Here is a 24,326-nt window from a genome sequence, read left to right as displayed (position 1 = left end):
CGGCGCGTTCGAAAAGTTGGTTCGAATATCAGTTCAGATGCGCGGACATATCGAAGGACGAAGCAGAAATGGTAAAAACCGCGCTTATTACCGGGGTGACTGGCCAGGACGGCGCCTATCTGGCCGAATTGCTTCTGGGCAAGGGCTATACAGTGCATGGCATCAAGCGGCGTTCGTCGTCTTTCAATACCGGCCGCATCGAGCACATCTATCAGGATCCGCATGAAGTCCATCCGCGCTTCATCCTCCACTATGGCGATATGATCGACTCGACCAATCTCCTTCGGATCGTGCAGCAGACGCAGCCGGATGAAATCTACAATCTCGCCGCACAAAGCCATGTCGGCGTAAGTTTCGAGACGCCGGAATATACGGCCGACGCAGATGGGATCGGCACGCTCAGGTTGCTCGAAGCCATCCGGATCCTGCGTCTCGAGGAAAAGACCCGTTTCTACCAGGCGTCGACATCGGAACTCTATGGCCTTGTCCAGCAAGTCCCGCAGAACGAGAAGACGCCGTTCTATCCGCGCTCTCCCTATGCCGCAGCCAAACTCTACGCCTATTGGATCGTCGTGAATTATCGCGAGGCTTATGGTATGCATGCATCAAACGGCATTCTTTTCAACCATGAAAGCCCGCTTCGTGGCGAGACCTTCGTCACGCGCAAGATCACGATGGCCGTGGCGGCTATAAGCCTCGGCCTTCAGGACAAGCTCTTCCTCGGCAACCTTGACGCCAAGCGTGACTGGGGTCACGCCCGCGAATATGTCGAGGGCATGTGGCTGATGCTGCAACAGGACAAGCCGGATGACTACGTCTTGGCGACAGGTGAGACGACGAGTGTGCGCCAGTTTGTGGAGTGGGCTTTTGCCGACGTGGGCATTGCCTTGGAATGGAAGGGGTCCGGCGTCGACGAAAAGGGTTACGACTCCGCGTCCGGTGCCTGCCTTGTGGAAATCGACCCGCGTTACTTCCGCCCGACGGAAGTCGATCTTCTGCTTGGCGACCCAACCAAGGCACGCCAAAATCTGGGCTGGCACCACAAGACACCGGTTCGCGAACTCGCCGCCGAAATGGTGGGGGCGGATGTCAAGCACTGGAAGGCCCAAAACAACAGAAACGAGATCTGAGTGTACGATTTATCCAACAAGAAAATCTGGGTGGCCGGTCATCGGGGCATGGTGGGAAGCGCGCTTATGCGCAGGCTCCAGTCAGAAAATTGCACCGTCATCACGGTGACGCGCCGCGAGGTGGATTTGAAGCGGCAGGAGGAGGTCGAGAAATTTGTTGAAGCAACTCGACCTGACGCGATCACTCTCGCCGCTGCCAAGGTTGGCGGCATCCTCGCGAATGACAGCTATCCGGCAGAGTTTATCTACGACAATCTGATTATCGAAGCCAACATCTTCCAAGCCGCTCACCGCGCGGAAGTGGACCGGCTACTGTTCCTGGGTTCAAGTTGCATTTATCCCAAGCTCGCTCCACAGCCGATTACCGAGGATGCCCTGTTGACCGGCCCACTCGAGCCGACCAACGAATGGTACGCGATTGCCAAGATCGCCGGTATCAAGCTCGCGGAGGCCTATCGCAAGCAATACGGCCGAGATTACATTTCGGCCATGCCGACGAATTTATATGGCCCTGGCGATAATTTCGACCTGAATTCCAGCCATGTGCTGCCTGCGCTTATCCGCAAGGCGCATGCTGCGAAACTTCGCAAAGACCCGCATGTGGTCGTCTGGGGCACAGGCACCCCGCGCCGAGAATTTCTTCATGTCGATGACTGCGCCGACGCCATAGTGTTTTTGCTGAAGACCTATTCGGGCTCGCAGCACGTCAATGTCGGCTCGGGGACAGATCTCGAAATTATCGAATTGACGCGCTTGGTCTGCCGCGTTGTCGGTTACGAGGGTGAGATCATTCTTGATCTTTCCAAGCCCGATGGCACGCCGCGAAAGTTGATGAGCAATCAGAAGCTGCAGGACATGGGCTGGAAACCGCGTATCTCGCTTGAGGACGGCATTAGAGCTACGTATGCTTGGTTTCTTGAGTTCGAAAATAGATCTGATCCGGCTGCTTGATAACATGTCTGCTGAGGACCGAATCTCTCCATTCCCGCAGCGATATTTGTGGCGTGGAGGTGTTACGGCGTCGGTGGCGGCTGGCAGGTGGGCCAGGGAGGCGGGCATCCGATGAGTTTAGCACGGTGAGTATTGTAGAATGTGCGGATTCACGCATGCTGCCCGACGGGCGCTGCCGGAAGCGATCAGGCGACGGGCTCTGGGTTACACGGTTTGTGGCATCGTTCTGCTTCGGAGTTTTCTGCATCACTTCGATTGCCGAATGCGAAGGTTATCGCGAGCCGTGCAGGAGATCGTCGTCATCGCGGTCGATTCTTGCTGAACGAAGATGGCGTCTCGCCGCCCTTTCCCGCGGCCTTTTCCTGGGCGCTCGCAGCTCCGCATCTCAACCTGTCAATAATTTGCTGAGAAGCTTAAGCCGAAAGTATGGCGCCAAGTCGAGCCGGAACACGGCGTGACTGGCGAGGTGTCGCAGCTGCTGGAAGCTGTTAATCTCAAGGCCCGCGGACTTCCAAGCGTCAGTTGATCAGTTCTCGGACTCACGCTGGCGTCTGGACGACCTCTATTGGATCACCGATAAGGGCGGCTCGGCGCGTCAGGTCCGAAATGAACTGGGCGCAGATGACGTTCTTTGAGCCGATGCACTATCTGAACGTTCTGCCAAAGGCCGGCCAGCTCGGCCTTACGACACTCAGATCTTCATGCTTGATGCCTGCGCTTTTAATCGCGATATTCGCGGTAGTACGATAGCGTGCGTTCTTGGCGATGCGCAGTCCATCTTCGGGACAAGGTGGGCCATGGCACATCGAGGCTCATCGCGACGCTGCCCTCACCGTCGTTGGGGTCGTAGCCGATATGAGCGATGGGGCGGTCGCCGCTCTTCGGCATTGGCTGAAGATCAACTGACCAATCACTCGATATAAACTATATAAACGTAGACCCAGCCGATTGCGCTAAAAAATCAAGGCGCGGCAAGTATCCCCACGGTGACGGCCGTCTTGTGATGTGAAGCCGAACATTGGAAGTCCTGGTGGTAGCACTGGGAGTAGTCCTATGACGACGCAGCATATTGAGGTGATCACGTCGGTCGAGCGTCGCCGGCATTGGTCTCGCGAAGAGAAAGAACGGTTGGTAGCGGCGGCGTTAGAGCCTGGAAGCGTTGTCTCGGATGTGGCGCGCTCGGCCGGGATTCATGTCAGTCAGTTATTCCGGTGGCGCAAAGAGCTCTGCCAGATATCAGCGCCGTCCGTGCCTCCATTCATTCCGATTGAGGTCGTGGCGGCGTTGCCAGCGCCTGAACCGTTGGAGGCGACACCGGCACCTCGACCGCGCAAGAAGTTAAGCATCGTGACGATCGAGCTTGGCCGCGCGGCCGGTGCATTCGTGTGGACAGCGATGTCGATACCGAAGCTCTGGGCCGCATACTCGATGTCGTGGAGCGACGATGATCCCGATTCCGAGCGGTGTGAAAGTCTGGCTGGCGACCGGCTATACGGACATGCGGAGGGGCTTTCCTGGCCTGTCGCTGATGGTGCAGGAGACGCTGAAGCGTGATCCGCATAGCGGCCATTTGTTCTGCTTCCGCGGCAGGAAGGGCGGTCTGATCAAGGTGATCTGGCACGACGGCCAGGGTGCCTGCCTGTTCACGAAAAAGCTCGAACGAGGGCGTTTTATCTGGCCATCAGCGGCCGACGGCACTGTGGTGATTACGCCGGCGCAACTCGGCTACATGCTCGAAGGGATCGACTGGCGAATGCCGCAAAAAACGTGGCGTCCGAGCTCGGCTGGATAGCGGAAATGGCTGGAAAGGCGCGAGCGAATATGATTCCATCTCGCCATGACCGATGCGGCCGATCAGCTTCCCGACGACCTTGCCAGCGCGCATGCGATGATCCTCGCCGAGCGCGCGGCACGCCGTGAAGCCGAGGCCGTCGCTGCCCGCGCCCAGGCGGTGAACTCCCATTCGGATGCACTGATCGCGCGGCTGAGATTGGAGATCGAGAAGCTCAAGCGCGACATCCACGGCAGCCGCTCGGAGCGCAAGGCACGCCTCCTCGAACAGATGGAATTGCAGCTCGAAGAGTTGGAAGCTGATGCCAGCCAGGACGAATTGGCTGCGGAGCTGGCGGCAAAGTCCTCTACGGTCCGAGTCTTCGAGCGCAAGCGTCCATCGCGCAAGCCGTTTCCGGAGCACCTGCCGCCCGAACGCGTCGTCATTGCCCCGCCAACAAGCTGCCCCTGCTGTGGCTCGGCCAGGCTGGCAAAACTCGGTGAGGACATCACCGAGACATTGGAAGTGATCCCGCGCCAGTGGAAGGTCATCCAGACGGTGCGCGAGAAGTTCTCGTGCCGGGAATGTGAGAAGATCGCCCAACCACCGGCACCCTTCCACGTGACGCCGCGCGGCTTTGCCGGACCAAACCTCTTGGCGATGATCCTGTTTGAGAAGTTCGGTCAGCATCAGCCGCTGAACCGGCAGAGTGAACGCTATGCCCGTGAAGGCATCGACCTCAGCCTCTCGACGCTTGCCGACCAGGTTGGCGCTTGCACAGCGGTCTTGAAGCCCTTGCACGGATTGATCGAGGCGCATGTGCTTGCTGCCGAGCGTCTGCATGGCGATGACACGACCGTGCCGATCCTGGCGAAGGGCAAGGCCGATACCGGGCGGATTTGGACCTATGTCAGGGACGATCGGCCGTTCGGCGGAACGTCGCCACCGGCAGCCCTCTACTATGCCTCCCGCGATCGGCGACAGGAGCATCCCGAGAGGCATCTGAAGACCTTCACCGGCATTCTGCAGGCAGACGCCTATGGTGGCTATAACCCGCTGTACAAGGTGGAGCGCCATTGCGGTCCGCTGACCCAGGCATTGTGCTGGTCGCATTCGCGTCGCAAGTTCTTTGTGCTCGCCGACATCGCCACGAACGCCAAACGCGGCAAGAACGCCACGCCGATCTCGCCGGTGGCGCTTGAGGCCGTGAAGCGGATCGACGCGCTGTTCGACATCGAGCGCGACATCAACGGCCTCGCGGTCAGTGAGCGGCTGCGACGGCGTCGAGGTTCCACTCACGATGAGCTTGAAGGGGCTCCACGATGTCATTCAGGCGGTGATGCTGTTCCAAGATTATCATCTGTTCGAGTTCAAGGCTGGTGGCCGGTGTTACGATGTGCCGGATCCAGAAGACCTCTATGAGCGAAAAACCTTTGCGGCTCGCAACGTCCACATCGCGGCGCTTATCGAGCGTGGGATCGCGACCTTCAAATACACCTATGACTTCGGCGATAACTGGCAGCACACGATCACGGTCGAGGAAGTAGAGGATGGTAGTCCGGGGATCGAATATCCGCGCTTTGTTGATGGTCAGCGCAGAGCGCCACCGGAAGATGTTGGTAGCACCTCGGGGTTCGAGGAATTCCTGAAAGTCATGGCGAAGCCGCGACACCCGCGGCATCGAGAGTTTGTGCGTTGGTATGGTGGCCGCTTCGACCCCGTCGATATAAGCGTCGATATCGTTCAAGACCGTGTTGCTAGACTTGCCCGCCGTCGGACGCTTGGAAAGGCTGGCTTTGCGAAGAGCCAAAACCAGCAGCACTGACCAAATCTGAAAAACACAGAACGAGGCATCATGGGTTATCGCAACTCCGCCCTGTACACCTTGAAATACGTGGCAACGATGCTCAATCAGGACGAAGACTTCTTGCGGGAATGCTCGATTGAGATGTTCTCCGAAGATGGCTGCGTGTCTGCATATGACGACTATACAGCCTCAGAGCTCAGCGAGCACATTGTCTTGTTTACCGAAGTCGGCATCGAAAACCTTCAACAAATTATCCGCAATCTTCGCGGAGACGCCAACCCGCCATCGAAGCCCGTCGCAGGACGAAACCGTAAGAAGCCGAGGCTACTGCGGCCCTGACCGGATGGTTACCGCGGCAAGCCATTTTCGAACGCTGCTTTTGAAGAGGGGATGTCACTCGCCTTCAAAGGTCCGCAGGAAGTTGGATCCGTCTGCGGGACGCGCGATGTGATCGTCGACCTGAAGCGGGAGATCAGTACATTGCGTCAGCGTGTTTTCGGTAAGCGACAAGCCGGGGCCGTTCAGGCGGCGTAGTTCCATGGCATGAGCGCGTCGATTTCACTGCTGGGCCATCCATTCGCAAGGCGCTCAAGCGTCTGGGTCAACCAAGCTTGCGGATCGACTGCATTCATCTTTGCCGTTTGCAGGAGCGTCGCGATGGTCGCCCAAGTCCGGCCGCCACCGTCGCTTCCAGCGAATAGACTATTTTTTCTCGTGATCGCTTGGGGTCTGATTGCTCGCTCGACTATGTTGGAGTCGAGTTCGATGCGGCCGTCGGTCAGGAAGCGCTCGAAGCTGTCTCGACGCGAGATGGCATACCGCAGAGCTTCGGCGAGTTTGGATTTTCCAGAGACCCGCGGCAGGGTCGCCTGCCAGAGAGTGAAGAGGTCACGGACGATCGCTGCGGAGATCTCCTGGCGTGCAGCGACACGAGCTTCAGGGTTTTGGCCGCGCACACGCTCCTCGATCTCCCATAACCTCGCCATACGCTCGACGGTGTCGGTAGCGATTTTCGAGCTCTTTGCGACATGCAACTCGTAGAACTTTCTCCGGCTGTGCGACCAGCAGCCGGCCAGGATGGCGCTGTCATTGCCTCCAACGGGCTCTGCTGGTTCCCGGTTAGCCCGGCTTTGCCATCATTTGCCTTCTATCCTCGCAACCACATCGACCCAGTCCGGGTCGAACTCCACGTTTATGCTGTTCTCATGGTCGCGCCTTCTCCAGGATGCCCGTAGGTCCCGCCAAACATCAGCAGCGCCCAAATGATACACGCCGTTTTGTTTGCAACTGCGACAGAAGCCGAGGAACCGGGCATGGCGCAGCCTGTCATGGTCGTCGACGTGCTCGAATCCCAATGCGAGCGCCGCGATGCGCTGCCTGACCAGAGTGTGCGCACTGTGGACCGTGCAAGCCGCAGCGCGGCGTCAACAAAGCACGCCGCCATCCGCTCGAACAGGCCAATGACTTTGTCGACATGGCGAAGCAAAAGCGCGCCGGCATCCGAGGTGATCGCGCCGCCATCGAAACCAGCCACAACTTTGTGGCCGTCGAAGCATTCAAATTCGTGCTGCGTCGAGATACAGTGTAGTGCATCGGACCCCGTCTTGCAGTCTGATAATCTTTGTTACAAAAGCAGTTCTCAGGTTCTCAGGTTCTCAGGTTCTTAGGGCCGGTTCACCTCTTACATTGAGATAATTCAGGCTAGGCATGAGCTGGAGTGATATTTCGAATGCCAAATTTGCTTGCGCAGATGCACAAAATCATCTACCGCCGCATCAGATATACCGTGACAAGGCCCAAGCCTCCGAAAACCAGTGTACCGTTTGCCGGCCCTGTCGTGGTCGTCGGATCGGCACCCGTTTCTCACAAGCCCGTCGGCTTCGATGAAACATATCGCATCATTTCGGTGAACGCCTCGCAAATAGCTGTCCATGCCTGGGGCATCGATGCGCCCGACATCACCCTGATGGGCTTCAACGAGCTCCAGGGCGGCAATACGGCAGCGGTGGAGACAAGGCGCGTTCTCACCGGGCACCGCACCGGCGCTCTCTACGTTCTCACCTGGCGGCGGGGTCAAAAACGCCAGGCGCGCGTGAAAAACAATCTGAACTCGTTCAGCTATTGCTACCGGGATCTCCATCTCGTGGGCCGCTATCAGCGCATAGCGTTGATGCACAAAGCCAGCGGACTGGTGAACCTTGAGCTCGATGCCGAAACCAAGTGCTCGAACGGAATGATCGCAGTGTTGTTTGCATTATACAACGATGCAAGCGCGGTCATCATAACCGGCATCAATCCTCATTCGAACGGCCACATATACAATAGCGCCAATCTGACGCGCAAACATACTCGTTTCGACCGGGAAATCCTGATCAGGCTTCTCAGGCAAGGCTATCCCATCTACACAGCCGATCCGCAGGTCTCGGAAGAAGTCGGCCTGCCGCTCTGGCAGGGTGACAAAGAACCGAAGCCCAAGGCGGCACAATAAGCCACCGACAATTCACAACAGCGATCTTCCCCGTCTTATCATTCGAGATGACCGGTTCAGCTGCAAACTGCCAGAGAACACACTTCGATTTTTAAAGGATGGCTGGCAGGGATGGCGCAACCATATTCTCAAGATCTTCGCGAACGGGGATGGCGCGCTTGAATGCCGGGGAAATAATACGATCGATCGCAGCCGCACTTGCGATCGCTCCCTCCTGTGTTTCGAAGTGGAAGAAGCGGCTTGCCGAGACCGGCGCTCCGACGCGGGGTCGCGTCGGGCGGGCGCAAGCAGCGGACCCGTCCGGCGAACGGGCCGACTGGCTGCGCCAACGCTGCCGATCCAACCACGACGCGGGGGCTTGTGGCGAACTGGCCGAACGCGGCATCAAAACCGAGGGACACGCCGTTTGGGTGTTCGTGCAGGCCGAGGGTCTGGGTTTCAAAAAAAGGGTTCTGCCGACCAAGCAGATGGCGAAGGGCAGCATGCCGTTCCAGCCGATGGAAAGACCGATCGGCAGGAAAAGTTTGGCATCGCCGGCGCCGAAGAGGCCGAAGGTTCAGAGGCCGATTCCAGGGGTGAAGGGCAGGGGGCCACCCCCAATCCCAGTGGAGCAAAGCGGTGGATATGCGTTGCAGTTCGGAGGGCAAGACATGCACCTTGTCGGCCCCAGAGCCTGCCGGCGACACGAAGGCCCTCATTTCTCGGCTGCGGCGCCGTGCGGGAGCAGGCGCCGCAGTGCTGGTGGGGTTCGACTTCCGATCGGTCTTCCTGCCGCCTACGCCAGAGCTCTGGGTGCTACTGACTTTCGCACCGCGCTACTATCGCTTGGTGCTGAGCGATTTGCGCTGTGGTTCGACGTCGCGGAGCTGGTATCGCAATCACCGTGGCAAGCGCCGCTGCGATGGTCCACGGCCCAATGTTCCTAACAGAGTATCGGGGAAACAGTGGTCTGCCTCGGTGGGTTCTGTCCCGCTCGGATGCTGGTGGGACGCAGTCGATCCGCAAGCTTGGTTGACCCAGACGCTTGAGCGCCTTGCGAATGGATGGCCCAGCAGTGAAATCGACGCGCTCATGCCATGGAACTACGCCGCCTGAACGGCCCCGGCTTGTCGCTTACTGTCAGCCGGGTGTGAACGTCTCGGCAATTGCGCGGCAAATCGGGAGCTCTATCGCTGGCGCAGAGAATTCCTGGGAAGTGATGAGCCTGGGCAAGCCGCAGCGACAGTGGATCCGCAGAGCGTTGTATCCGACCCCGATTTCTCTTTAGGTGCAAATGGCGGTTATCTGAGAATGTCTCGTAACGCTTCCGACATCGGCTCACGCAACACATTAGATCCGAAGCGTGAGAGGTGGCCGCCGTCCTTGTACATTGACCGCCCATCTTGTGAAACTTCGCATCTTGCGGAACTGCAAAGGCTTTCGCTAGGGCGGATCACCCTTGGCTTCTCGGAAGCGACAACCTCATTGACGTAAGGCGGATCAAGATGTGGGGCCGGAAGTTGCCTATGGTAGCCCAGCACAGCGTCAACCGGCTCATAGTAGGCAGCCCGACCGAGGAAGGCGGGGACATCGACATCGTAGGTCGGAACCTGCCCCACCAGCAAAGGAGTTGCACCACTGGATCGGATCGCCGCCAGCGTTTGACGCAGAGCCTCGCGCATTTCGTCCATTCTTGCATTCAATGCTTGTCCCCCGATCGATACGATATTTGACGTGCCGTAGGACTGCCAGTTAGCGGCCATTATAACGACCTCATAGCGCTCCTTTTCGAGCAATTCTGCGATGGTATCGTTTGTTGAACGACAGAAGACCTTATCCGTCTCCAGCTTCAGCATAGGCGGGCATCCATTGTGCGTCAGAACATGAAGCTCAAGGGCAAACTTGTTCGCCAGCGATTCGGCAACTGGCAATATTGCAGACGCGTGGGAATCTCCCCACAAGAGCGCCTTCCGACCATCGATCTTGCCCAGACGGCAGAAGTCACCGGACTGAATCTGGCTTATTGTGCGGTCGACACATTCAATCTGATTGCTTGACCAGTCACTACGTCCTCGCGCCAGTTCTGCTGCCTCAGGCCTCACGGCAGAGACAAGCGGTACCCTAGAGAAAGGAAGGGTCGTCAGACTGATGATCCCCACCAAGGCCACGACAGTTGCGGCAAGGGTTTCATGACGAAAAAAAGCCGACGGTCGGGTGCGGATCGGTTCCTCGACAAGACGCCAACTCAATTCCGAGAGCGCGAGCGTCACCAACATCACTGCGAGCACTTCAGGCGGGTGAAGAAGCCGATCGAGGTAATACGTAAGCAAAACGATCAACGGCCAGTGGATCAGATATATGCCATAGGACCTGCGACCGATGGCTGTCAGTGGCGACCAGTTCAACACTTGGCTGATCCGCGAAGCATGATTGGACCCTGCGATGATTATGACACCGGCTGCCAAGACAGGAGGAAGGGCGGACAGCCCGGGAAACAAAAAACTTTCCCTGTAGAAGATGATGCACAGTAGGAGGACGACCAGCGCCACCAGGCCGCCGCCGCTCAACGCCATGCTGCTCGGCGCAGGGCGACCATGAAGATAGAACCCGATGGCCACCCCGCAGGCGAGCTCCCAGGCGCGGAAGGGGAGCCAGAAGAAAGCCATCTCCCGGCTCATATGAACGACGACCGCACTTGCAATGAGACTTGCGCCGAAGATGACCAGCATTGAGAGCTTCTTTGTTCGTGTTCGAAAAGTGGCAATCGAGAAAAGCGCGGCAATGCCGATGTAGAACTGCTCCTCCACGGCAAGCGACCAGAGGTGGAGCAGTGGCTTCGTGATATGGGCGGTGTCGAAATAGCCTAGGCGCTCATAGAAGTGATGATTGGCGGCGAAGTAGGCACTGGCCTGTATGCTCTCCACAAAGGCGCGATAGTCCTCCGGCATCATGAGGACGAACGAAAGCAGCCAGGTGCAGGCGATGACAATCAGATACGCGCCCGCCAACCGGCGGGCCCGGCGGTCGAAGAAATCAAGGGTCGAAAACCCTGCGCGTTCAAGCCTTCTAAGAATCGAGGTCGTAATCAGGAAGCCGGAGACAACGAAAAATACGTCGACGCCCACGAACCCGCCACCGACGCTGTGAACCCCAGCATGGTATAGAACGACTGCTAGAACAGCGATTGCGCGGAGGCCGTCTATATCAGGTCGATGGGCGGGGCTTGTCATACGCTAGCGAATGGCATGAGCACCGAGCCAAATCAATCGCGAAGTGCGACCATCACCGTAAAGCTGTGGCTCGCCTCCCCGTGCGCGGATAACAATCACCACCATCACAACACATAGCGCCGATCGACGATAAATAAAAAATCCCCATCCACAATCTGGAGCCTACCATGCTCGTCAGCAACTGGCGGCGGATCATCAAGCAAGCCTGGTCGATCAGATTCATGGTCCTGGCGCTGCTCTGCATCATCATCGAGCCGATATACACCTTCGTTGCCGCGACATGGGTGGTGAAAAACATCTACATCCAACTCGCCATGTCGGCGATCACCGGCCTGCGTCTCGCCGCCGATGGGGAAACGCGGGTCTGCGCGACGAACTTCTTGAACGCATCCTCTCAAACAGCCCAACCTTTTTCGAGCAGCTGATCGTCGATCTGCTGGTGTCCATGGGCTACGGCGGCAGCCATAAAAATGCCGCTGCCCAACTCGGACGCACCGGCGATGGTGGAGTAGACGGGATTTTGAACGAGGATCGCCTTGGCTTAGACCGCATCTATGTGCAAGCGAAGCGTTATGCTCCGGGCAATCCGGTCGGCCGCCCTGACGTCAATGGCTTCGTCGGTAGCCTCGTGGGTCTAGGTGCCACCAAAGGCGTCTTCGTCACCACTTCGACGTTCAGTCAACCGGCCCGCGACTATGCCTGGCGCACTCTACCTGACGTCTTCTTGCGTCGGGCTGCCTTCTTCGCTGATTTGGCTTGCGCCTTCGACGTGCCAGAGAACAGCGGACGCAGAACAAGTTCGAGCTTGTCACTCGCCTCCTTCATATGGTTGCCTTCGAGGTTGATCCCGCGTGCAAAGCCGAGAGCTACGTTGATTGTCTCACCCTCTCGCTGCGCAATAGCCAATTGTTTCTTCAGATCAGCTATCCGTGCGTCCTTCTGCCGAGCAAGGTTTTCTGCCCGAGCGATGAGATCCGTCGCGGTAGCCCTGAGCCGCCTTGTTTCGGCTTGTTGGACCTCTTCGACGGTCCGGCGCTTCGGCTTGATGAGGACTTCGACAACCTTTCGCCGTTTTGGGCGCAATGGGCCAAAGTCGCAAATGCTTCCCGGCTTTGCTGGCCCGGGGGTGTCACTTCCATCTGCCGGCTTTCTCTTTCGCCCGGGACCGCCCTTATAACTGAAAAAGCTGCTGCCGGGATGCACAATCGTGCCACCACCATTGTAGCTATTTTTCCCCACAGCTCCCTCCATCACCTGATGAGAAAATCAGACACGCGACGGCGGTCGATGTCAATCATGACGAGTGTCACACGCGCACCATCTCCAAGAGTTGCGCCAAGAGCGCGCTCTCAGCCTCCGGATGCTCCAGAAGGCAGGTCGTAGGGAGTTCAGCTGCCCCAACTGTCGCTCGCTATAAATGAAATATCGATGCAAGCGCAGGAGCGATCAATGACTAACAGTACCATCAACCTCGTTGCCTTCGTGAAGGTGTGTTCCGGCGTGCAATTTTGGCTCTGACTCACTTTTGATGAAATCAAGTGCTGGCTGATGTTGGTTTCACATAAGGAATCAGCACCATGGGTCATTCGCTCCGGTCGTCGACGCTCGTTCCTCGCGGCTTTGTAGTCTACAATACAGCCATTGATGACGGGGTCATGTTGATCGCAATTCGTCCGGCGAGCACAGCAAGCCTTTGCCCGGTCTGCGGAACAAGGTCGGAACGAATCCACAGTCGATATCAACGACGCTTGGCTGACCTGCCGTTGGTGGGAAAGCCTGTTCGGCTTGTCATTGATGCGCGACGATTCCACTGCGACGCAGTGTTGTGCGGCCGGCGAATCTTCACCGAGCGCTTTGACGGGGACGTTCTCGCGCCTTCGTCGCGGCGAACTGCCAGGCTCGACCACATCGTCCATCATCTCGGACTTGCTCTGGGTGGCAGGCCAGCGGCCACCTTTGCCAAAAGGCTCATGCTGCCCGTAAGCAACGATACGCTGCTACGCGTCGTGCGGCGACGTGGAAGCCCGCGCTTTGTCCCGCCGACCGTCATCGGGATAGATGATTGGGCTTGGCGACGTAACCAACGCTATGGGACCATCATCTGCGATCTGGAACGGCGCAAAACCATTGCTCTCTTGCCAGATCGGGAGCCGTCGACGGCCCAGGCCTGGCTCTCGGACCAACCTCAGATCAGCATCATCGCCCGCGACCGCGGCGGTGGTTACGCGACGGCTGCAGCCAAGGCATTGCCACAGGCGACCCAGGTCGCTGACCGCTGGCACTTGATGGAGAATGCCAGCCGGGCATTCCTCGATGCGGTGCGAAAATCCATGCACCCGATCCGAACCGCGATCGGAGCGGCCACGATCAATCCAGAGCTGCTGACTGCCGCCGAGCGCATCCAGTACGAGGGATATCTTCGCCGCGAAGACACCAACGCCGCCATTCTCGATCTGGCCAAGTCGGGGGCCGCAATCAAGGAGATCGTGCGCCAGACCGGGTACAGTCGCGGCTTGGTCCGATGCGTGTTGCGTGGTCAACGGTCGGATATTTTCCGCGTCCGCGAGAACTCGCTCGAACTCCATCTGCCGTGGCTTGACGCTCAATGGGCGGCCGGACATCGGAATGGGACAGAGCTGTGGCGGAAACTCAAGAGCCAAGGGTTCCGCGGCTGCCTTCGCGTTGTCACCGAATGGGCCACACGCCGCCGAAAAGCGGAAAAGGTCGATGACGGCACCTTGAACCGAGCGCCCTCGGCCAAGACCATCGCGCGTCTTATGACCATCGGTCGCGACGATCTCTCCAAATCTGAGACCGTGACGGTTGCGGCGATTGAAGACGGCGTGCCGCTGCTCGTTGAGGCGCGGGAAGCGATCGCCGCCTTCCAGACGATGATCCGCAAGAAATCCATCACTGATCTCGATCCATGGTTGGAGAAAGCTCGAACAGGCTTGGTCGCGTCCTTCGCTAACGGCGTCGTCAAGGACCGTGCAGCCGTCAGCGCCGCGATCACGTCGCCATGGTCGAATGGCCAGACCGAAGGGCAGATCACCAAGCTCAAATTGGTGAAACGCCAGATGTATGGCCGCGGAAAGATTGACCTCCTCCAGGCCCGCGTCATCGGCACGGAATAAAAATCCATCACCACCAAAACTGCGTCAGAGCCAAAATTGGATGCCGATAAGGGGTGAATTTTGGACGCCGATTGACAGTGGGCCATACCGGCGATTGGCCATGTGACGGTGTCGAACGGCTTCCCATCATCATCCTGAAGTGAGCGCTTTGCTGTGGCGGCCAGCAGCTTTGCCATATCCGCACGACTCCATGGGCGGCCTTCCGGTCGTGTCCCGATCAGTCCCCATCTCGCAAGGGCCGTCCAATAGACATAGGCGGGGGGCTGACTGATGGGACGTGGGTAGACTTCGCCGCCGATCACACCGTCCTTCTCTCCGCCTTCTTCCGTAAACTGAAGGCGTCCGGTCAGATCATGTTCGAGATCAATGAAAGCCTTTGCGAAGTCCTTGGGTGCCGGACGTTTCTCGCGAAGGGATTGGTATAACCAAGGTATGAGCAGCGCATATCGCAGTCGTGTATGCAGGACGGATGTGCCGGGAAAAAAATGGTCCGCATAACGTTGGTGGATGATCAGAAATCCAACCTCATCCCGTACACCGGCCGCTCCACCCAGCATGGCTTGTTCGGCTTGGCCCAACGCCTTGCGAGACAGAAACGTAAACCCAAATGATGACACGCGGCCCCCTGTCGCGGTGATGAACTTCGCCTTGGCTGCGTTCCTAAATTGAGCTTTAGAACGAATTGTTTCGGTGCAGGCAAGCAGGCTTGTTGCTGCACTCGAGTGGATCACATTTTTGTTAAGATGGCGGCAGCTATTCCATACTCGTTTGCCGAAAGCTGCCAGTCCCTCGGCCAACCCCACCAGCCAAACGCACGCACTTTCCCCATAAACACCGGTATCCGCCTCCCGCGGCTTCCTCCTTGGGAGGTTTTCCAACGCGGGCCGAAGTCGCGCCCACACCGCGGCCCATCGAAAAACCTTCGCCAAAGCGGACCCACATCTAGATGATCCGGAAGGATCGCAGTGGGTGGAACTTTGCCGTTCGTCTCGTCCATCGGGACGACCAGAGAGATTACCTTACTCAGCCTTGCTACTTGCCAACGGCGTACGGTTAGCCATGGAAATCCGCCGCGCCCTGCTCCAAGCGCCTATCCTCGATTCATCAAAACTTAGGTTAGGTATTTCGTGTTTTACAATTCTTATAATGTGCCTTTTTTCTGAATAGGCCAATTCCTGGAGAACAAGAGCCTTAATCGCTAGCATCCGAACAGTAATTCTCTTGTGTTTAATTGACGCCCATAGGGCCTCTTTCAACAGATCGCTGCGTCTACCACATACAATTGCTAGGCGAATGAAAAGTTCGCACGGCTCAACGCCTCTACTTACAAGGCTAGCCAGTAGTTCTTCGTCTAGCTCTGTTGGCTCTAGCCGGAGGAGCCACATGGGAAGGAGATTTTTCCGATTGGTCCGTATTAGCTCTCGCGTCACATGCCGCATCCACGGTCCGGATCGGTATGGGAGCGAAAGCACAAATATCAGATCGTCTTCACAGAAGTCCTCTGCGATTAGACCCTGAAGAACATCCGAATCCAGTTCTGGTTGTCTTAAGAAAAACTCGCGTAATACATTCCGCTGTTGTGTGTCTCCATGTCTAAAAAGGTTGAATGCACCTGTCGTGACGGCAGGGTACCTTTGCGCGAGCCTCACTAGGTACTGACAAATGTGCCAAAGTGTCTTCGGACCGACACGTTGCATCAGGTCAGTCAAGTCGGCGATGGTCTGTTCGCTTAAATTGATCTCTAAGGCGCGAGGAAGAAGGTTCTCGAACTGAGATCGGTTTGCATTTGCGGCGTCCATTGCTTTCAATATCGGCACGATCGTGCGGTCTCCGAGTGCCGAAAGCAAGCGCCGAGCTGCTGGAGCATTGCCTGCGGGGCTGCCGGCTACGGAAATTGCGGCATATATAGTGTCATCTGACAAGCCATGTGACGAACTATTTTCGGCGAACTGGATAGCTTGATCTAGGTCAGACCGGCCGCCCTTGAGCATTTCTCGAACAGACTGATCGAAGGCTGTGGTGTCAATACTTAAGAGCGCTCTCAGGGCGGCTTGACGGATTACAGCTGATCCTTCTCGTCGTTCTAGTGCTAAAATACAGGCGGTTGCCGTAGCGGCTTCAGAGCCCATAGACGCGAGACGATCCAGCGCGCTGAGGACGTCATCGTCTATCTCCGACCCAAGTTCTCGGATGAGCCTTTCAAGGCGGCTCTCCGCGACCATTGGACCCGTGACAACAGACACCGCACGGCCACGCGCTAGAATGATTTCGCCGCTGGTGTTAATGCCGAAGAAACGCGGACGTTGTCGATTTTCGCTTGGGACCTTCTTGGACAGATAGTTCGCCATCCCCGTCGCCGTTATTCGGCCTTCTCCGGAGGGATCAGCGTGACCGGTGGTGATCCCCTCGACAAAGTGCTTAGTAAAGACGCTTAGTCCGTCTTCGCCCTCTTTGGCAGTCTGGAATGCATCCGACGCTGCAAAAATTACCGTTCCCTGAGCATCGGAGACAAGGCGCTCCATGTCATGCGCCGCTGCACCGCCCTTGTAGAAGGACTTATTTACTGCACCGGCATAGCAACAGTCCAGTATTATTGCTTGCCGCCGCACACGGACGGCTGGATCGACCAGAGATAGCTTGAGATTGTCAAATGGAATGGAGGTTGCTCTCAAAGCTCTAAGCTTTGAATTCTTGAAAGTAAGGAATAGCTGTCCTTCGCGATCCGTCCAGCCGTGGCCAGAATAGTACAAAAGAAATAGGTCGTCTGGACCGCACTCATGAAGATGCGTCTCAATCCTCTCATACGCATCCGCAGAAGTAGCGCGATACAGTACTTCCACAGCGTCGAAATCACCAAACTCGTGTGCCGACAGCACGGATTTCAGCGCATTTACATCGTTGGCAGGGCAGATCAGGTCTCGAAAGGTCTCCCTTTCGTCGGGGTAGTCGTCCGAAGCCAAGAGCAATGCAATCCGGCGTTCTTTTTCGGGCATGTCAGATCAGGGTTGATGCCGGAGAATTGAAGTTATCATACGCTCGGCTCTCTTGAGATTCTCCTCGCTCAGATTCTTTGAACTGAGCTCTACCGATTTATTATCGGGAAGTCGAATAATTAGCGAAAGAGTCTTTTCGCGCAGGAGAAAGTCCCGCAAATATTCTACTACGCTCGATACTAGGTTAGAGTCCTTAAGAATTGCCCACGAGCGTTCGAGGACTTCTCCAACCCCTTTAGAGCCGGGTTCAGGTTCAGTTCGTTCGACTTCGACCTCAACGCCAGTCAAGGCATCCAATCCCCTGACAAACTGCTTCGAAACCGCGCGGATCTCCGCTTCGCTCAAATCAGCGGAATGCAAATTAAGCTGAAATTTGATCACTTTCTGCTCCAATTGAATCCGCTTTCGTAAAAAGATATTGTTGCATCAAACACACACCTAAGCAACTATTTTGGTGGGTCCTGTGGGTGGCTCGAAAGGCTTTTTGATCCAAATGAGGCCGCTTGCCGGCCTCCGAGGTTCGATCATGCCGCGCGCGTATATGCTGTCCGATATCCGCTAACCCGAAAGCGAATTCAGATCGTGATCGTCCGCTGTGGGGGCACTACTTTCCCTTGACCATCTCTTCAGGGATGGTCTGCAAGGGATCGGAACCAGCCGTTAGCTCGGGAAAATGCAGATGGCGGCTCCTGGCGCATTGCAGGCATAGCGAAACTGAGAAATGAGTCCCGTCCTCAGAAGTACAATCGATGAATTTCATCGTGACAACCCCCACGGTGATCCGGAAAAGTGATGCGGATAACTGTTCCGGCTGCCCAAAAGTAGGGTCAGCTAAGTATTTGGAAAATAATGCAAAAGAGTGTTTGGCTGGGGAACCTGGATTCGAACCAAGATTAACGGAGTCAGAGTCCGTCGTTCTACCATTGAACTATTCCCCAGCAGGTGCCGTCGAAGCGTGGCTCGGCTGCTGTGCGGCGCTTATAACCAAAAGCCGGCGGATTGCAAATAGCTGTTTTGAAAAAAATCGGTGCTGCCGCGGAAAGGTGAAACCGCTGCAAATCCCTTGGTCCAAAAAAGAATTTGGCGATTTCGGCGGGCGCTGATATTCTTGCCGCAACGCAAAAATCGAATGAGCGCCTGCTGCATATCCCAGGACTTGCGCGGCGCGGTGGAAAAATAACGTGGAAGACCCCGAAGGCGGCGCAAAGCCGCAATTTGACGGGGCGTCGGCGGCAGGGCGCAAGGACGGCAAGAAGTCCAGGCGCCGCAAGGGCAAGCGTGGCGGGCAATCCCGCACCGCGGCTCATCCCGCTTCGCATGAGCCTTCCGGCGGTGTCGGACAGCCTGCGCGCCCGATGGAAGATGCAGCCGGGAATCCGGCCCGCAAGCGCAAGCGTCGCCGTCGTGGCGGCCATGGCACCGTGCAGGACGGTTCACCTCTCCCCCCGGCAATCGAACAGACGGCAGCGGCAGGCAATGCTGTCCGCGCCGATAGCGATTCAGCGCCGAGCCGTCGCAACCGCCGCAAACACCGCGGCAAGCGCGGTCTGCAGGGCCGGCCGCTGACACCGGCAAAACCATCAGGTACCCAGCAGCAGGAACGCCGCGCAGAAGAAACGGTGATCAGGGCCGAACTGCGTGAAACACTGAATGGCGCAAGCGCCAGCCGCAGGACCCGCCCGGAAAGCGATTCCCATTCCGGGCATCAGGGGGATCGTCCGGCCGGCGAACATGCGTGGCCGGAGGAGCTCTACGCCGCCCTCGATCTCGGCACCAACAATTGCCGTCTCCTCATTGCCCAGCCTACCCGTCCGGGTCAATTCCGCGTCGTCGACGCTTTTTCCCGCATCGTGCGCCTCGGCGAAGGCCTTGCGGCAAGCGGCCGTCTGTCGGACGAGGCGATGGAGCGGGCGATCGAGGCGCTGAGGATCTGCGCCTCCAAGCTCAGGAACCGGCAGATCCGCCGCATGCGGCTGATCGCCACCGAAGCCTGCCGCCAGGCCGTCAATGGCGAGGACTTCCTCGGCCGGGTCGTTGCCGAAACCGGCCTCGAGCTCGAGATCATCGATCGGGAGACAGAGGCGCGGCTTGCCGTCTCCGGCTGCTCGTCGCTGGTCGGTCGCGAAACGCGCTCCGTCGTGCTCTTCGATATCGGCGGCGGCTCTTCGGAGATCGCTGTCATCCGCATCGGCGACAATCGCTTCAGCCGCCTTGCCAATCACATCACCCACTGGACCTCGTTGCCGGTCGGCGTCGTGACGCTGTCGGAGCGCCATGGCGGGCACGACGTCACGCCGGAGGCCTTCGAAGGCATGGTGCGTGAAGTCGAAGGCATGCTTGGAAGCTTCGATTGCCCGGAGATCGAGGTCGCCCAGACCGGCGACTTTCACCTGATCGGCACATCCGGCACGGTGACGACGCTTGCCGGCGTCCATCTCGACCTGCCGCGTTATGACCGGCGCAAGGTCGACGGCATCTGGCTGTCCGACGATGAGGTCTCCGCCATGCAGGCAAAGCTCCTCTCCTGGGATTTCGCAAGCCGTGCCGCCAATCCCTGCATCGGGCCTGACCGGGCCGATCTGGTGCTGGCCGGCTGCGCCATTCTCGAGGCGATCCGCCGCCGCTGGCCGAGCCCGCGCATGCGCGTTGCCGATCGCGGCTTGAGGGAAGGCTTGCTCACCGACATGATGGCCGATGACGGCGTGTGGCGGCGCAATCGCAACCGCCGCGGCCAGCGCGTGAGATCGTGAGATAAGGAATAGGCATGACCAAGGCACCGATCGCGGGAAACCGCACCGGCCGCAAGCTCGGCCAGCGCGTCAAGAACAAGAAGATGAAGGCCTCCTCCCGCCAATGGCTGGAGCGCCACATCAACGATCCCTATGTGCAGCGCGCCCAGCTCGAAGGCTATCGCGCCCGGGCCGCCTTCAAGCTGCTGGAGATCGACGAGAAACATCACATCCTGCGCGGCGCCAGGCGCATCATCGATCTCGGCGCTGCCCCCGGCAGCTGGTCGCAGATCGCCGCCAAGGTCACCGGCTCGACAGATGATGATATTCGTGTGGCTGCGATCGATTTCCTTGAAATGACCCAGTTGCCGGGGGTCAAGATCCTGCAGCTCGATTTCCTCGATCCCAGTGCGCCGGAAAAGCTGTTGGAGGCCGTTGGCGGCACACCCGACCTTGTGATATCGGACATGGCGGCGCCCACCACCGGCCACCACCGCACCGATCATCTGCGCACCATGCATCTCTGCGAAGTCGCGGCCCATTTCGCCGTCGAAGTGCTGGGGGAAGGCGGGCACTTCCTCACCAAGACTTTTCAGGGCGGTACCGAGCGTGAGCTGCTGGCCATGCTCAAGCAGAACTTCCGCCAGGTCGTCCATGTCAAGCCGAACTCGTCGCGCGCCGAATCGGTCGAGATGTTCCTGCTGGCCAAGGGGTTCAAGGGGCGCAAGGCCGAAGGCCAAGCAGAAGAAGCTTGATCTTCGGGCCCGTCCTGAAGGATGATGGCGATCGACTGCATAATTCCTTAAGTCGGGATCGATTTAAGGATAAGATAGGCAGCAATGGAAAGCGTTGCCGCGTCCTTTGCGTGTCCGAAAGGACGCGCGGCGCTCTCATGATTTGAACCGCTAATCCCATGCTTCTTTACGTCACGCTCGGAACCAACGACCTTTATCGCGCAGGGCATTTTTACGATGCCGTGCTATCTCCCCTCGGCTATCGCCGCCAACGCTCTTCCGAAGAGGAAATCGGCTATTCCGCCGAGGGCGATACGCGCTGCCGCTTTTGGGTGGTGACGCCGTTCAATCACCGCCGGGCGACCTCAGGCAATGGCGCCATGGTGGCGCTGGCGGCCGAAACGCGGGCCGATGTCGATGCCTTCCATGCAGCGGCGATCGCGGCAGGCGCTGCGGATGAGGGTGAGCCCGGCCTTCGCTCCTACCACGCCCATTTCTATGCCGCCTATATCCGTGATCTCGACGGCAACAAGCTCTCTGCCGTCTGCGAAAGCCCGGACTAGTCTAGCGGCTGCCTATTTCACCGCCTGCTGTTCGGCTTCAACCGTTGCCGCCTTTATTGCCTTCGAGCGGTGGCCGGAAACGATTGCGCCGGCATTGCGGTCCATCCGGATGAAGGGAATGGTCGCAATCACTGTCAGTCCGGCGATGATATAGAAGGCGAGGTGGAAATCGGCCACTTGCAGCGCTTCGCCGCGGAAATAGATCGAGCTCTCCAGGATCGCGGCGGCGACCGCAACGCCGAGCGCCAGGCTGACCTGCTGCATCACCGAGCTCATCGATGTCGCCTGGCTGGCTTCCGCATCTTCGATATCGGCGAAGGCAAGCGCATTGACGCCGGTGAACATGAAGGAGCGGGAGAAGCCGCCGAGCAGCAGCACACCGATGATGACGAGATGCGGCGTCGACGGCGTGAACAGGCCGGTGACGACAGTCACCAGGGTCGTCACCATGGCGGCGCCGAGAAGCGTCGTGCGGAAGCCGGCGGCTGCGAAGACGCGTTTCGCCATGAACTTGGTGGTGATTGCCCCGATCGCGCCGGCAAAGGTGATGAGGCCGGATTGAAACGGCGTCAGCCCGAAGCCGAGTTGGAGCATCAGCGGCGTCAGGAAGGGCATGGCGCCGACGCAAATGCGAAAGAGCATGCCGCCCAAGGTGGAGGCCCGGAAGGTCGGGTTCTTGAACAGATTGAGGTTGAGGATCGGCGCCGGATGCCGCTTGGCATGGCGCACGTAAAGCACGCCGCAGATGAGGCCGATCAAGGTGGCGGTGACGCCGATGATCGGGGGCAGGGCCGGCAGACTGACCACCGACAGGCCGAAGACGACGCCCGCGGCCGAAAGCGAGGTCAGCACGAAGCCGGTGACATCGAGCCGCGGCGGCGCCGTCGCTTCCACCTCCGGCAGAAAGATCGTCGCAAGCCAGATGCCGAGGATGCCGACCGGCACGTTGATCAGGAAGATCCAGTGCCAGCTGAAATAGGTGGTGATGAAGCCGCCGAGCGGCGGGCCGGTGAGCGGCCCGACAAGCGCGGGGATGGTGAGCAGCGCCATGGCCGAGACCAGATCACTGCGCTGCGTCGTGCGCACCAGCACGAGGCGGCCGACCGGCGTCATCATCGCGCCGCCCATGCCCTGCAGGAAGCGGGCAAATACGAATTCGACGAGGTTGGACGAAATTGCGCAGAAAATCGAGCCGATGACGAAGACCGAGATGGCAAGGCGGAAGATCTTCTTGGCGCCGAACCTGTCGGCCATCCAGCCGCTGACCGGGATGAACACCGCAAGCGCCACCATGTAGGAGGTCAGCGCCAGCTTCAGCGTGATCGGCCCGACATTGAGATCTGCCGCGATCGCCGGCAGCGCCGTCGCAATGACGGTCGAGTCCATCTGTTCCATGAAAAGAGCGACGGCAAGGATCAGCGGGACGATGCGATTCATAGGCGGGAGCCTTGAGGGGCGCGGATGGGAGGTGGGAAGGCCCGTGCTCTTTAGTCCCAGTTTCGGGTTCTGCCAATCCCCGAATCCGGGTTCCAATTCGGGTCGATGACACGTTTGCTTCACGTCTGCGTGAGACGGCTTGCCCGACAACGTCGCCTATCAACATTGACATATGTTTACCCGGCCGGGGCAACAAATCCGGCCGGAAATGTCATCGGGGCCGTGCGGCGACAGACTGCACGTCATGGGAGAATGGATACATGGCAATTTCGACGCGAATGAAGCGGCGCACGCTTTTTGCCGCAGGCCTTGGCTTGGCTGCGGCTCCGGCAATTTTTAGAGACAAGGCCGAAGCGGCCGCGACTGGAGAAAATCGAAATATGGATGGCACACCTTTGCCTGAGATCGATCAATTCAAGCTCGGTTCCTATAAGTTCACCGTCGTCCGCGACGGCATCAACATCTCAGAAAAACCCTATGAAACCTTCGGCACCAATCAGGATCCCGAAACGGTCAAGGCGTTGCTCTCCGCAAATTTCCTGCCGGCTGACAAGTTCCTGAACGGCTATACGCCAGCTCTCATCGATACCGGTTCGGATGTCATCCTCATCGATACCGGCTTCGGAGCGAGCGGCCGAGTACGCGGCGCCGGCCAGCTTGCCGAAGGCCTGAAGGCGGCGGGGTATTCGGCTGAGGATGTCACCATCGTGGCGCTCACCCACCTGCATGGCGATCATATCGGCGGTCTGATGGAAGACGGCGCGGCTGCCTTCAAGAATGCCCGCTATATCGTCGGCCAGGCGGAATATGATTTCTGGTCGGACAAGGCACGTGAGGGCACACCTGCCGAGGGCGGCCACAAGGCGGTGCTCGCCAATGTCGTGCCGCTCGCCGAGAAGACCACTTTTATTAAGGACGGTGATAGCGTCGCACCCGGCATAACGGCGATGCTGGCGGCCGGCCACTCACCGGGCCATATGGTGTTCCACGTCGAATCCGAGGGCAAGGGCCTTGTGCTCACAGGCGATACCGCCAACCATTATATCCTGTCGCTGCTGCGGCCGGATTGGGAGGTGCGCTTCGACATGGACAAGACGCAGGCAGCCGCCACCCGCCGCAAGGTTTTTGAGATGATCGCCACCGAAAAGATCGCCTTCCTTGGTTATCACATGCCATTCCCGGCAGTCGGCTTCGTCGAGAGGCAGGATGGCGGTTATCGCTTCGTACCGAAGACCTATCAGTTCGACATCTAATCCGAAGCGGTTCAGCCTTTCACGGAAGCGCTGAACCGCTATAACATATTGTTTTTACAGAATTCTGGACAGAAAAACGCTTAGCGTTTTTCCCGAAATGCTCCTGGCGCATGGCACCCATGCCGAG

General features: G+C 58.3%; 18 protein-coding genes, 1 tRNA gene and 9 pseudogenes. 18 read left to right on the top strand and 10 right to left on the bottom strand.

Annotated features, from left to right (window positions below):
• Window positions 1-68 precede the first annotated feature (68 nt).
• The 9 genes and pseudogenes from gmd to BS630_RS06120 all read left to right on the top strand — a co-directional run bounded on the left by gmd (window position 69) and on the right by BS630_RS06120 (window position 5,998).
• On the top strand, window positions 69-1,130 hold the full coding sequence (gmd, locus tag BS630_RS06160) for a GDP-mannose 4,6-dehydratase (protein WP_077976670.1): 1,062 nt from the start codon (window positions 69-71) through the stop codon (window positions 1,128-1,130).
• Window positions 1,131-2,081 carry a GDP-L-fucose synthase gene (gene fcl, locus BS630_RS06155; RefSeq protein ID WP_077976669.1) on the top strand — a complete coding sequence of 317 codons (951 nt, stop codon included), beginning with the start codon at window positions 1,131-1,133 and terminating at the stop codon, window positions 2,079-2,081.
• 367 nt (window positions 2,082-2,448) lie between these two features.
• A pseudogene (locus tag BS630_RS37860) lies at window positions 2,449-2,607 on the top strand (terminase small subunit-like protein); the annotation flags it as partial.
• A pseudogene (locus tag BS630_RS38510) lies at window positions 2,573-2,863 on the top strand (terminase); the annotation flags it as partial. The pseudogenes BS630_RS37860 and BS630_RS38510, both read left to right, overlap by 35 nt.
• A gap of 271 nt (window positions 2,864-3,134) precedes the next feature.
• Entirely contained in the window at window positions 3,135-3,635 is a 501-nt protein-coding gene (gene tnpA / locus BS630_RS38620) for an IS66-like element accessory protein TnpA (RefSeq protein ID WP_077976668.1), read from the top strand.
• Window positions 3,526-3,873, top strand: a complete 348-nt coding sequence (gene tnpB / locus BS630_RS06135) for an IS66 family insertion sequence element accessory protein TnpB (RefSeq protein ID WP_028743909.1) — start codon at window positions 3,526-3,528, stop codon at window positions 3,871-3,873. The genes tnpA and tnpB overlap by 110 nt, the downstream gene beginning before the upstream one ends.
• Window positions 3,874-3,918: 45 nt before the next feature.
• Window positions 3,919-5,139: pseudogene (gene tnpC, locus BS630_RS06130) on the top strand (IS66 family transposase); the annotation flags it as partial.
• Window positions 5,140-5,152: 13 nt separating this feature from the next.
• A complete protein-coding gene (locus BS630_RS06125) occupies window positions 5,153-5,677 on the top strand; it encodes a plasmid pRiA4b ORF-3 family protein (protein ID WP_342588075.1) in 525 nt (174 codons plus the stop codon).
• Window positions 5,678-5,707: 30 nt separating this feature from the next.
• Window positions 5,708-5,998, top strand: coding sequence for a hypothetical protein (locus BS630_RS06120; protein WP_077976666.1), 291 nt, complete (start codon window positions 5,708-5,710; stop codon window positions 5,996-5,998).
• A gap of 182 nt (window positions 5,999-6,180) precedes the next feature.
• On the opposite strand, the pseudogene BS630_RS06115 reads toward BS630_RS06120, so the two are convergent.
• Together BS630_RS06115 and BS630_RS06110 are read right to left on the bottom strand one after the other, a co-directional pair.
• Window positions 6,181-6,756: pseudogene (locus BS630_RS06115) on the bottom strand (IS66 family transposase); the annotation flags it as partial.
• 172 nt (window positions 6,757-6,928) lie between these two features.
• Window positions 6,929-7,238, bottom strand: a pseudogene (locus tag BS630_RS06110) (transposase); the annotation flags it as partial.
• Window positions 7,239-7,388: 150 nt separating this feature from the next.
• On the opposite strand from BS630_RS06110, the gene BS630_RS06105 reads away from it, so the two are divergent.
• Entirely contained in the window at window positions 7,389-8,147 is a 759-nt protein-coding gene (locus BS630_RS06105; RefSeq protein WP_077976665.1) for a membrane-anchored protein, read from the top strand.
• Between the two features lie 457 nt (window positions 8,148-8,604).
• Here the strand turns inward: BS630_RS06105 and BS630_RS37855 are convergent.
• A pseudogene (locus tag BS630_RS37855) lies at window positions 8,605-8,748 on the bottom strand (pilus assembly protein CpaA); the annotation flags it as partial.
• 386 nt (window positions 8,749-9,134) lie between these two features.
• On the opposite strand from BS630_RS37855, the pseudogene BS630_RS06090 reads away from it, so the two are divergent.
• Window positions 9,135-9,242: pseudogene (locus BS630_RS06090) on the top strand (transposase domain-containing protein); the annotation flags it as partial.
• A 185-nt stretch (window positions 9,243-9,427) separates the two neighbouring features.
• Here BS630_RS06090 and BS630_RS06085 read toward each other — a convergent pair.
• On the bottom strand, window positions 9,428-11,356 hold the full coding sequence (locus BS630_RS06085) for an acyltransferase family protein (protein WP_077976664.1): 1,929 nt from the start codon (window positions 11,354-11,356) through the stop codon (window positions 9,428-9,430).
• A 167-nt stretch (window positions 11,357-11,523) separates the two neighbouring features.
• Here BS630_RS06085 and BS630_RS37850 point away from each other — a divergent pair, with 167 nt between their 5' ends.
• Together BS630_RS37850 and BS630_RS37845 are read left to right on the top strand one after the other, a co-directional pair.
• Entirely contained in the window at window positions 11,524-11,781 is a 258-nt protein-coding gene (locus BS630_RS37850; protein WP_245310390.1) for a DUF7940 domain-containing protein, read from the top strand.
• Window positions 11,782-11,801: 20 nt separating this feature from the next.
• Window positions 11,802-12,002: pseudogene (locus BS630_RS37845) on the top strand (restriction endonuclease); the annotation flags it as partial.
• Window positions 12,003-12,049: 47 nt separating this feature from the next.
• Here the strand turns inward: BS630_RS37845 and BS630_RS37840 are convergent.
• Window positions 12,050-12,595, bottom strand: a complete 546-nt coding sequence (locus BS630_RS37840; protein ID WP_167383823.1) for a hypothetical protein — start codon at window positions 12,593-12,595, stop codon at window positions 12,050-12,052.
• A 338-nt stretch (window positions 12,596-12,933) separates the two neighbouring features.
• Between BS630_RS37840 and BS630_RS06075 the strand changes: the two genes are divergently transcribed.
• The gene (locus BS630_RS06075; protein ID WP_077976663.1) at window positions 12,934-14,490 is read left to right on the top strand and encodes an ISL3 family transposase; all 1,557 of its coding nucleotides are present in this window, start codon (window positions 12,934-12,936) and stop codon (window positions 14,488-14,490) included.
• Between the two features lie 230 nt (window positions 14,491-14,720).
• Here BS630_RS06075 and BS630_RS37835 read toward each other — a convergent pair.
• From BS630_RS37835 to BS630_RS06055, 4 genes and pseudogenes are all read right to left on the bottom strand, one after another.
• A pseudogene (locus tag BS630_RS37835) lies at window positions 14,721-15,047 on the bottom strand (DUF6361 family protein); the annotation flags it as partial.
• A 462-nt stretch (window positions 15,048-15,509) separates the two neighbouring features.
• Complete coding sequence (locus tag BS630_RS06065; RefSeq protein WP_077976662.1) at window positions 15,510-17,483, bottom strand: caspase family protein; 1,974 nt, start codon at window positions 17,481-17,483, stop codon at window positions 15,510-15,512.
• A gap of 6 nt (window positions 17,484-17,489) precedes the next feature.
• On the bottom strand, window positions 17,490-17,864 hold the full coding sequence (locus BS630_RS06060) for a hypothetical protein (RefSeq protein ID WP_143529400.1): 375 nt from the start codon (window positions 17,862-17,864) through the stop codon (window positions 17,490-17,492).
• A 483-nt stretch (window positions 17,865-18,347) separates the two neighbouring features.
• Window positions 18,348-18,421 (bottom strand) — tRNA-Gln (locus tag BS630_RS06055).
• A gap of 243 nt (window positions 18,422-18,664) precedes the next feature.
• Here BS630_RS06055 and BS630_RS06050 point away from each other — a divergent pair.
• The 3 genes from BS630_RS06050 to BS630_RS06040 all read left to right on the top strand — a co-directional run bounded on the left by BS630_RS06050 (window position 18,665) and on the right by BS630_RS06040 (window position 21,509).
• Complete coding sequence (locus tag BS630_RS06050) at window positions 18,665-20,233, top strand: Ppx/GppA phosphatase family protein (RefSeq protein WP_077976660.1); 1,569 nt, start codon at window positions 18,665-18,667, stop codon at window positions 20,231-20,233.
• 14 nt (window positions 20,234-20,247) lie between these two features.
• Window positions 20,248-20,967, top strand: coding sequence for an RlmE family RNA methyltransferase (locus BS630_RS06045; RefSeq protein ID WP_077976659.1), 720 nt, complete (start codon window positions 20,248-20,250; stop codon window positions 20,965-20,967).
• A 158-nt stretch (window positions 20,968-21,125) separates the two neighbouring features.
• Window positions 21,126-21,509 carry a VOC family protein gene (locus BS630_RS06040; protein ID WP_077976658.1) on the top strand — a complete coding sequence of 128 codons (384 nt, stop codon included), beginning with the start codon at window positions 21,126-21,128 and terminating at the stop codon, window positions 21,507-21,509.
• Window positions 21,510-21,521: 12 nt separating this feature from the next.
• Here the strand turns inward: BS630_RS06040 and BS630_RS06035 are convergent, their stop codons facing one another.
• Complete coding sequence (locus BS630_RS06035) at window positions 21,522-22,946, bottom strand: DHA2 family efflux MFS transporter permease subunit (RefSeq protein WP_077976657.1); 1,425 nt, start codon at window positions 22,944-22,946, stop codon at window positions 21,522-21,524.
• A gap of 260 nt (window positions 22,947-23,206) precedes the next feature.
• Between BS630_RS06035 and BS630_RS06030 the strand changes: the two genes are divergently transcribed.
• A complete protein-coding gene (locus BS630_RS06030; protein WP_077976656.1) occupies window positions 23,207-24,199 on the top strand; it encodes an MBL fold metallo-hydrolase in 993 nt (330 codons plus the stop codon).
• Window positions 24,200-24,326: the final 127 nt, after the last annotated feature.

This window comes from Rhizobium laguerreae, assembly GCF_002008165.1.
GTDB lineage: Bacteria > Pseudomonadota > Alphaproteobacteria > Rhizobiales > Rhizobiaceae > Rhizobium > Rhizobium laguerreae.
This window is presented reverse-complemented; position numbering and strand designations above follow the sequence as displayed.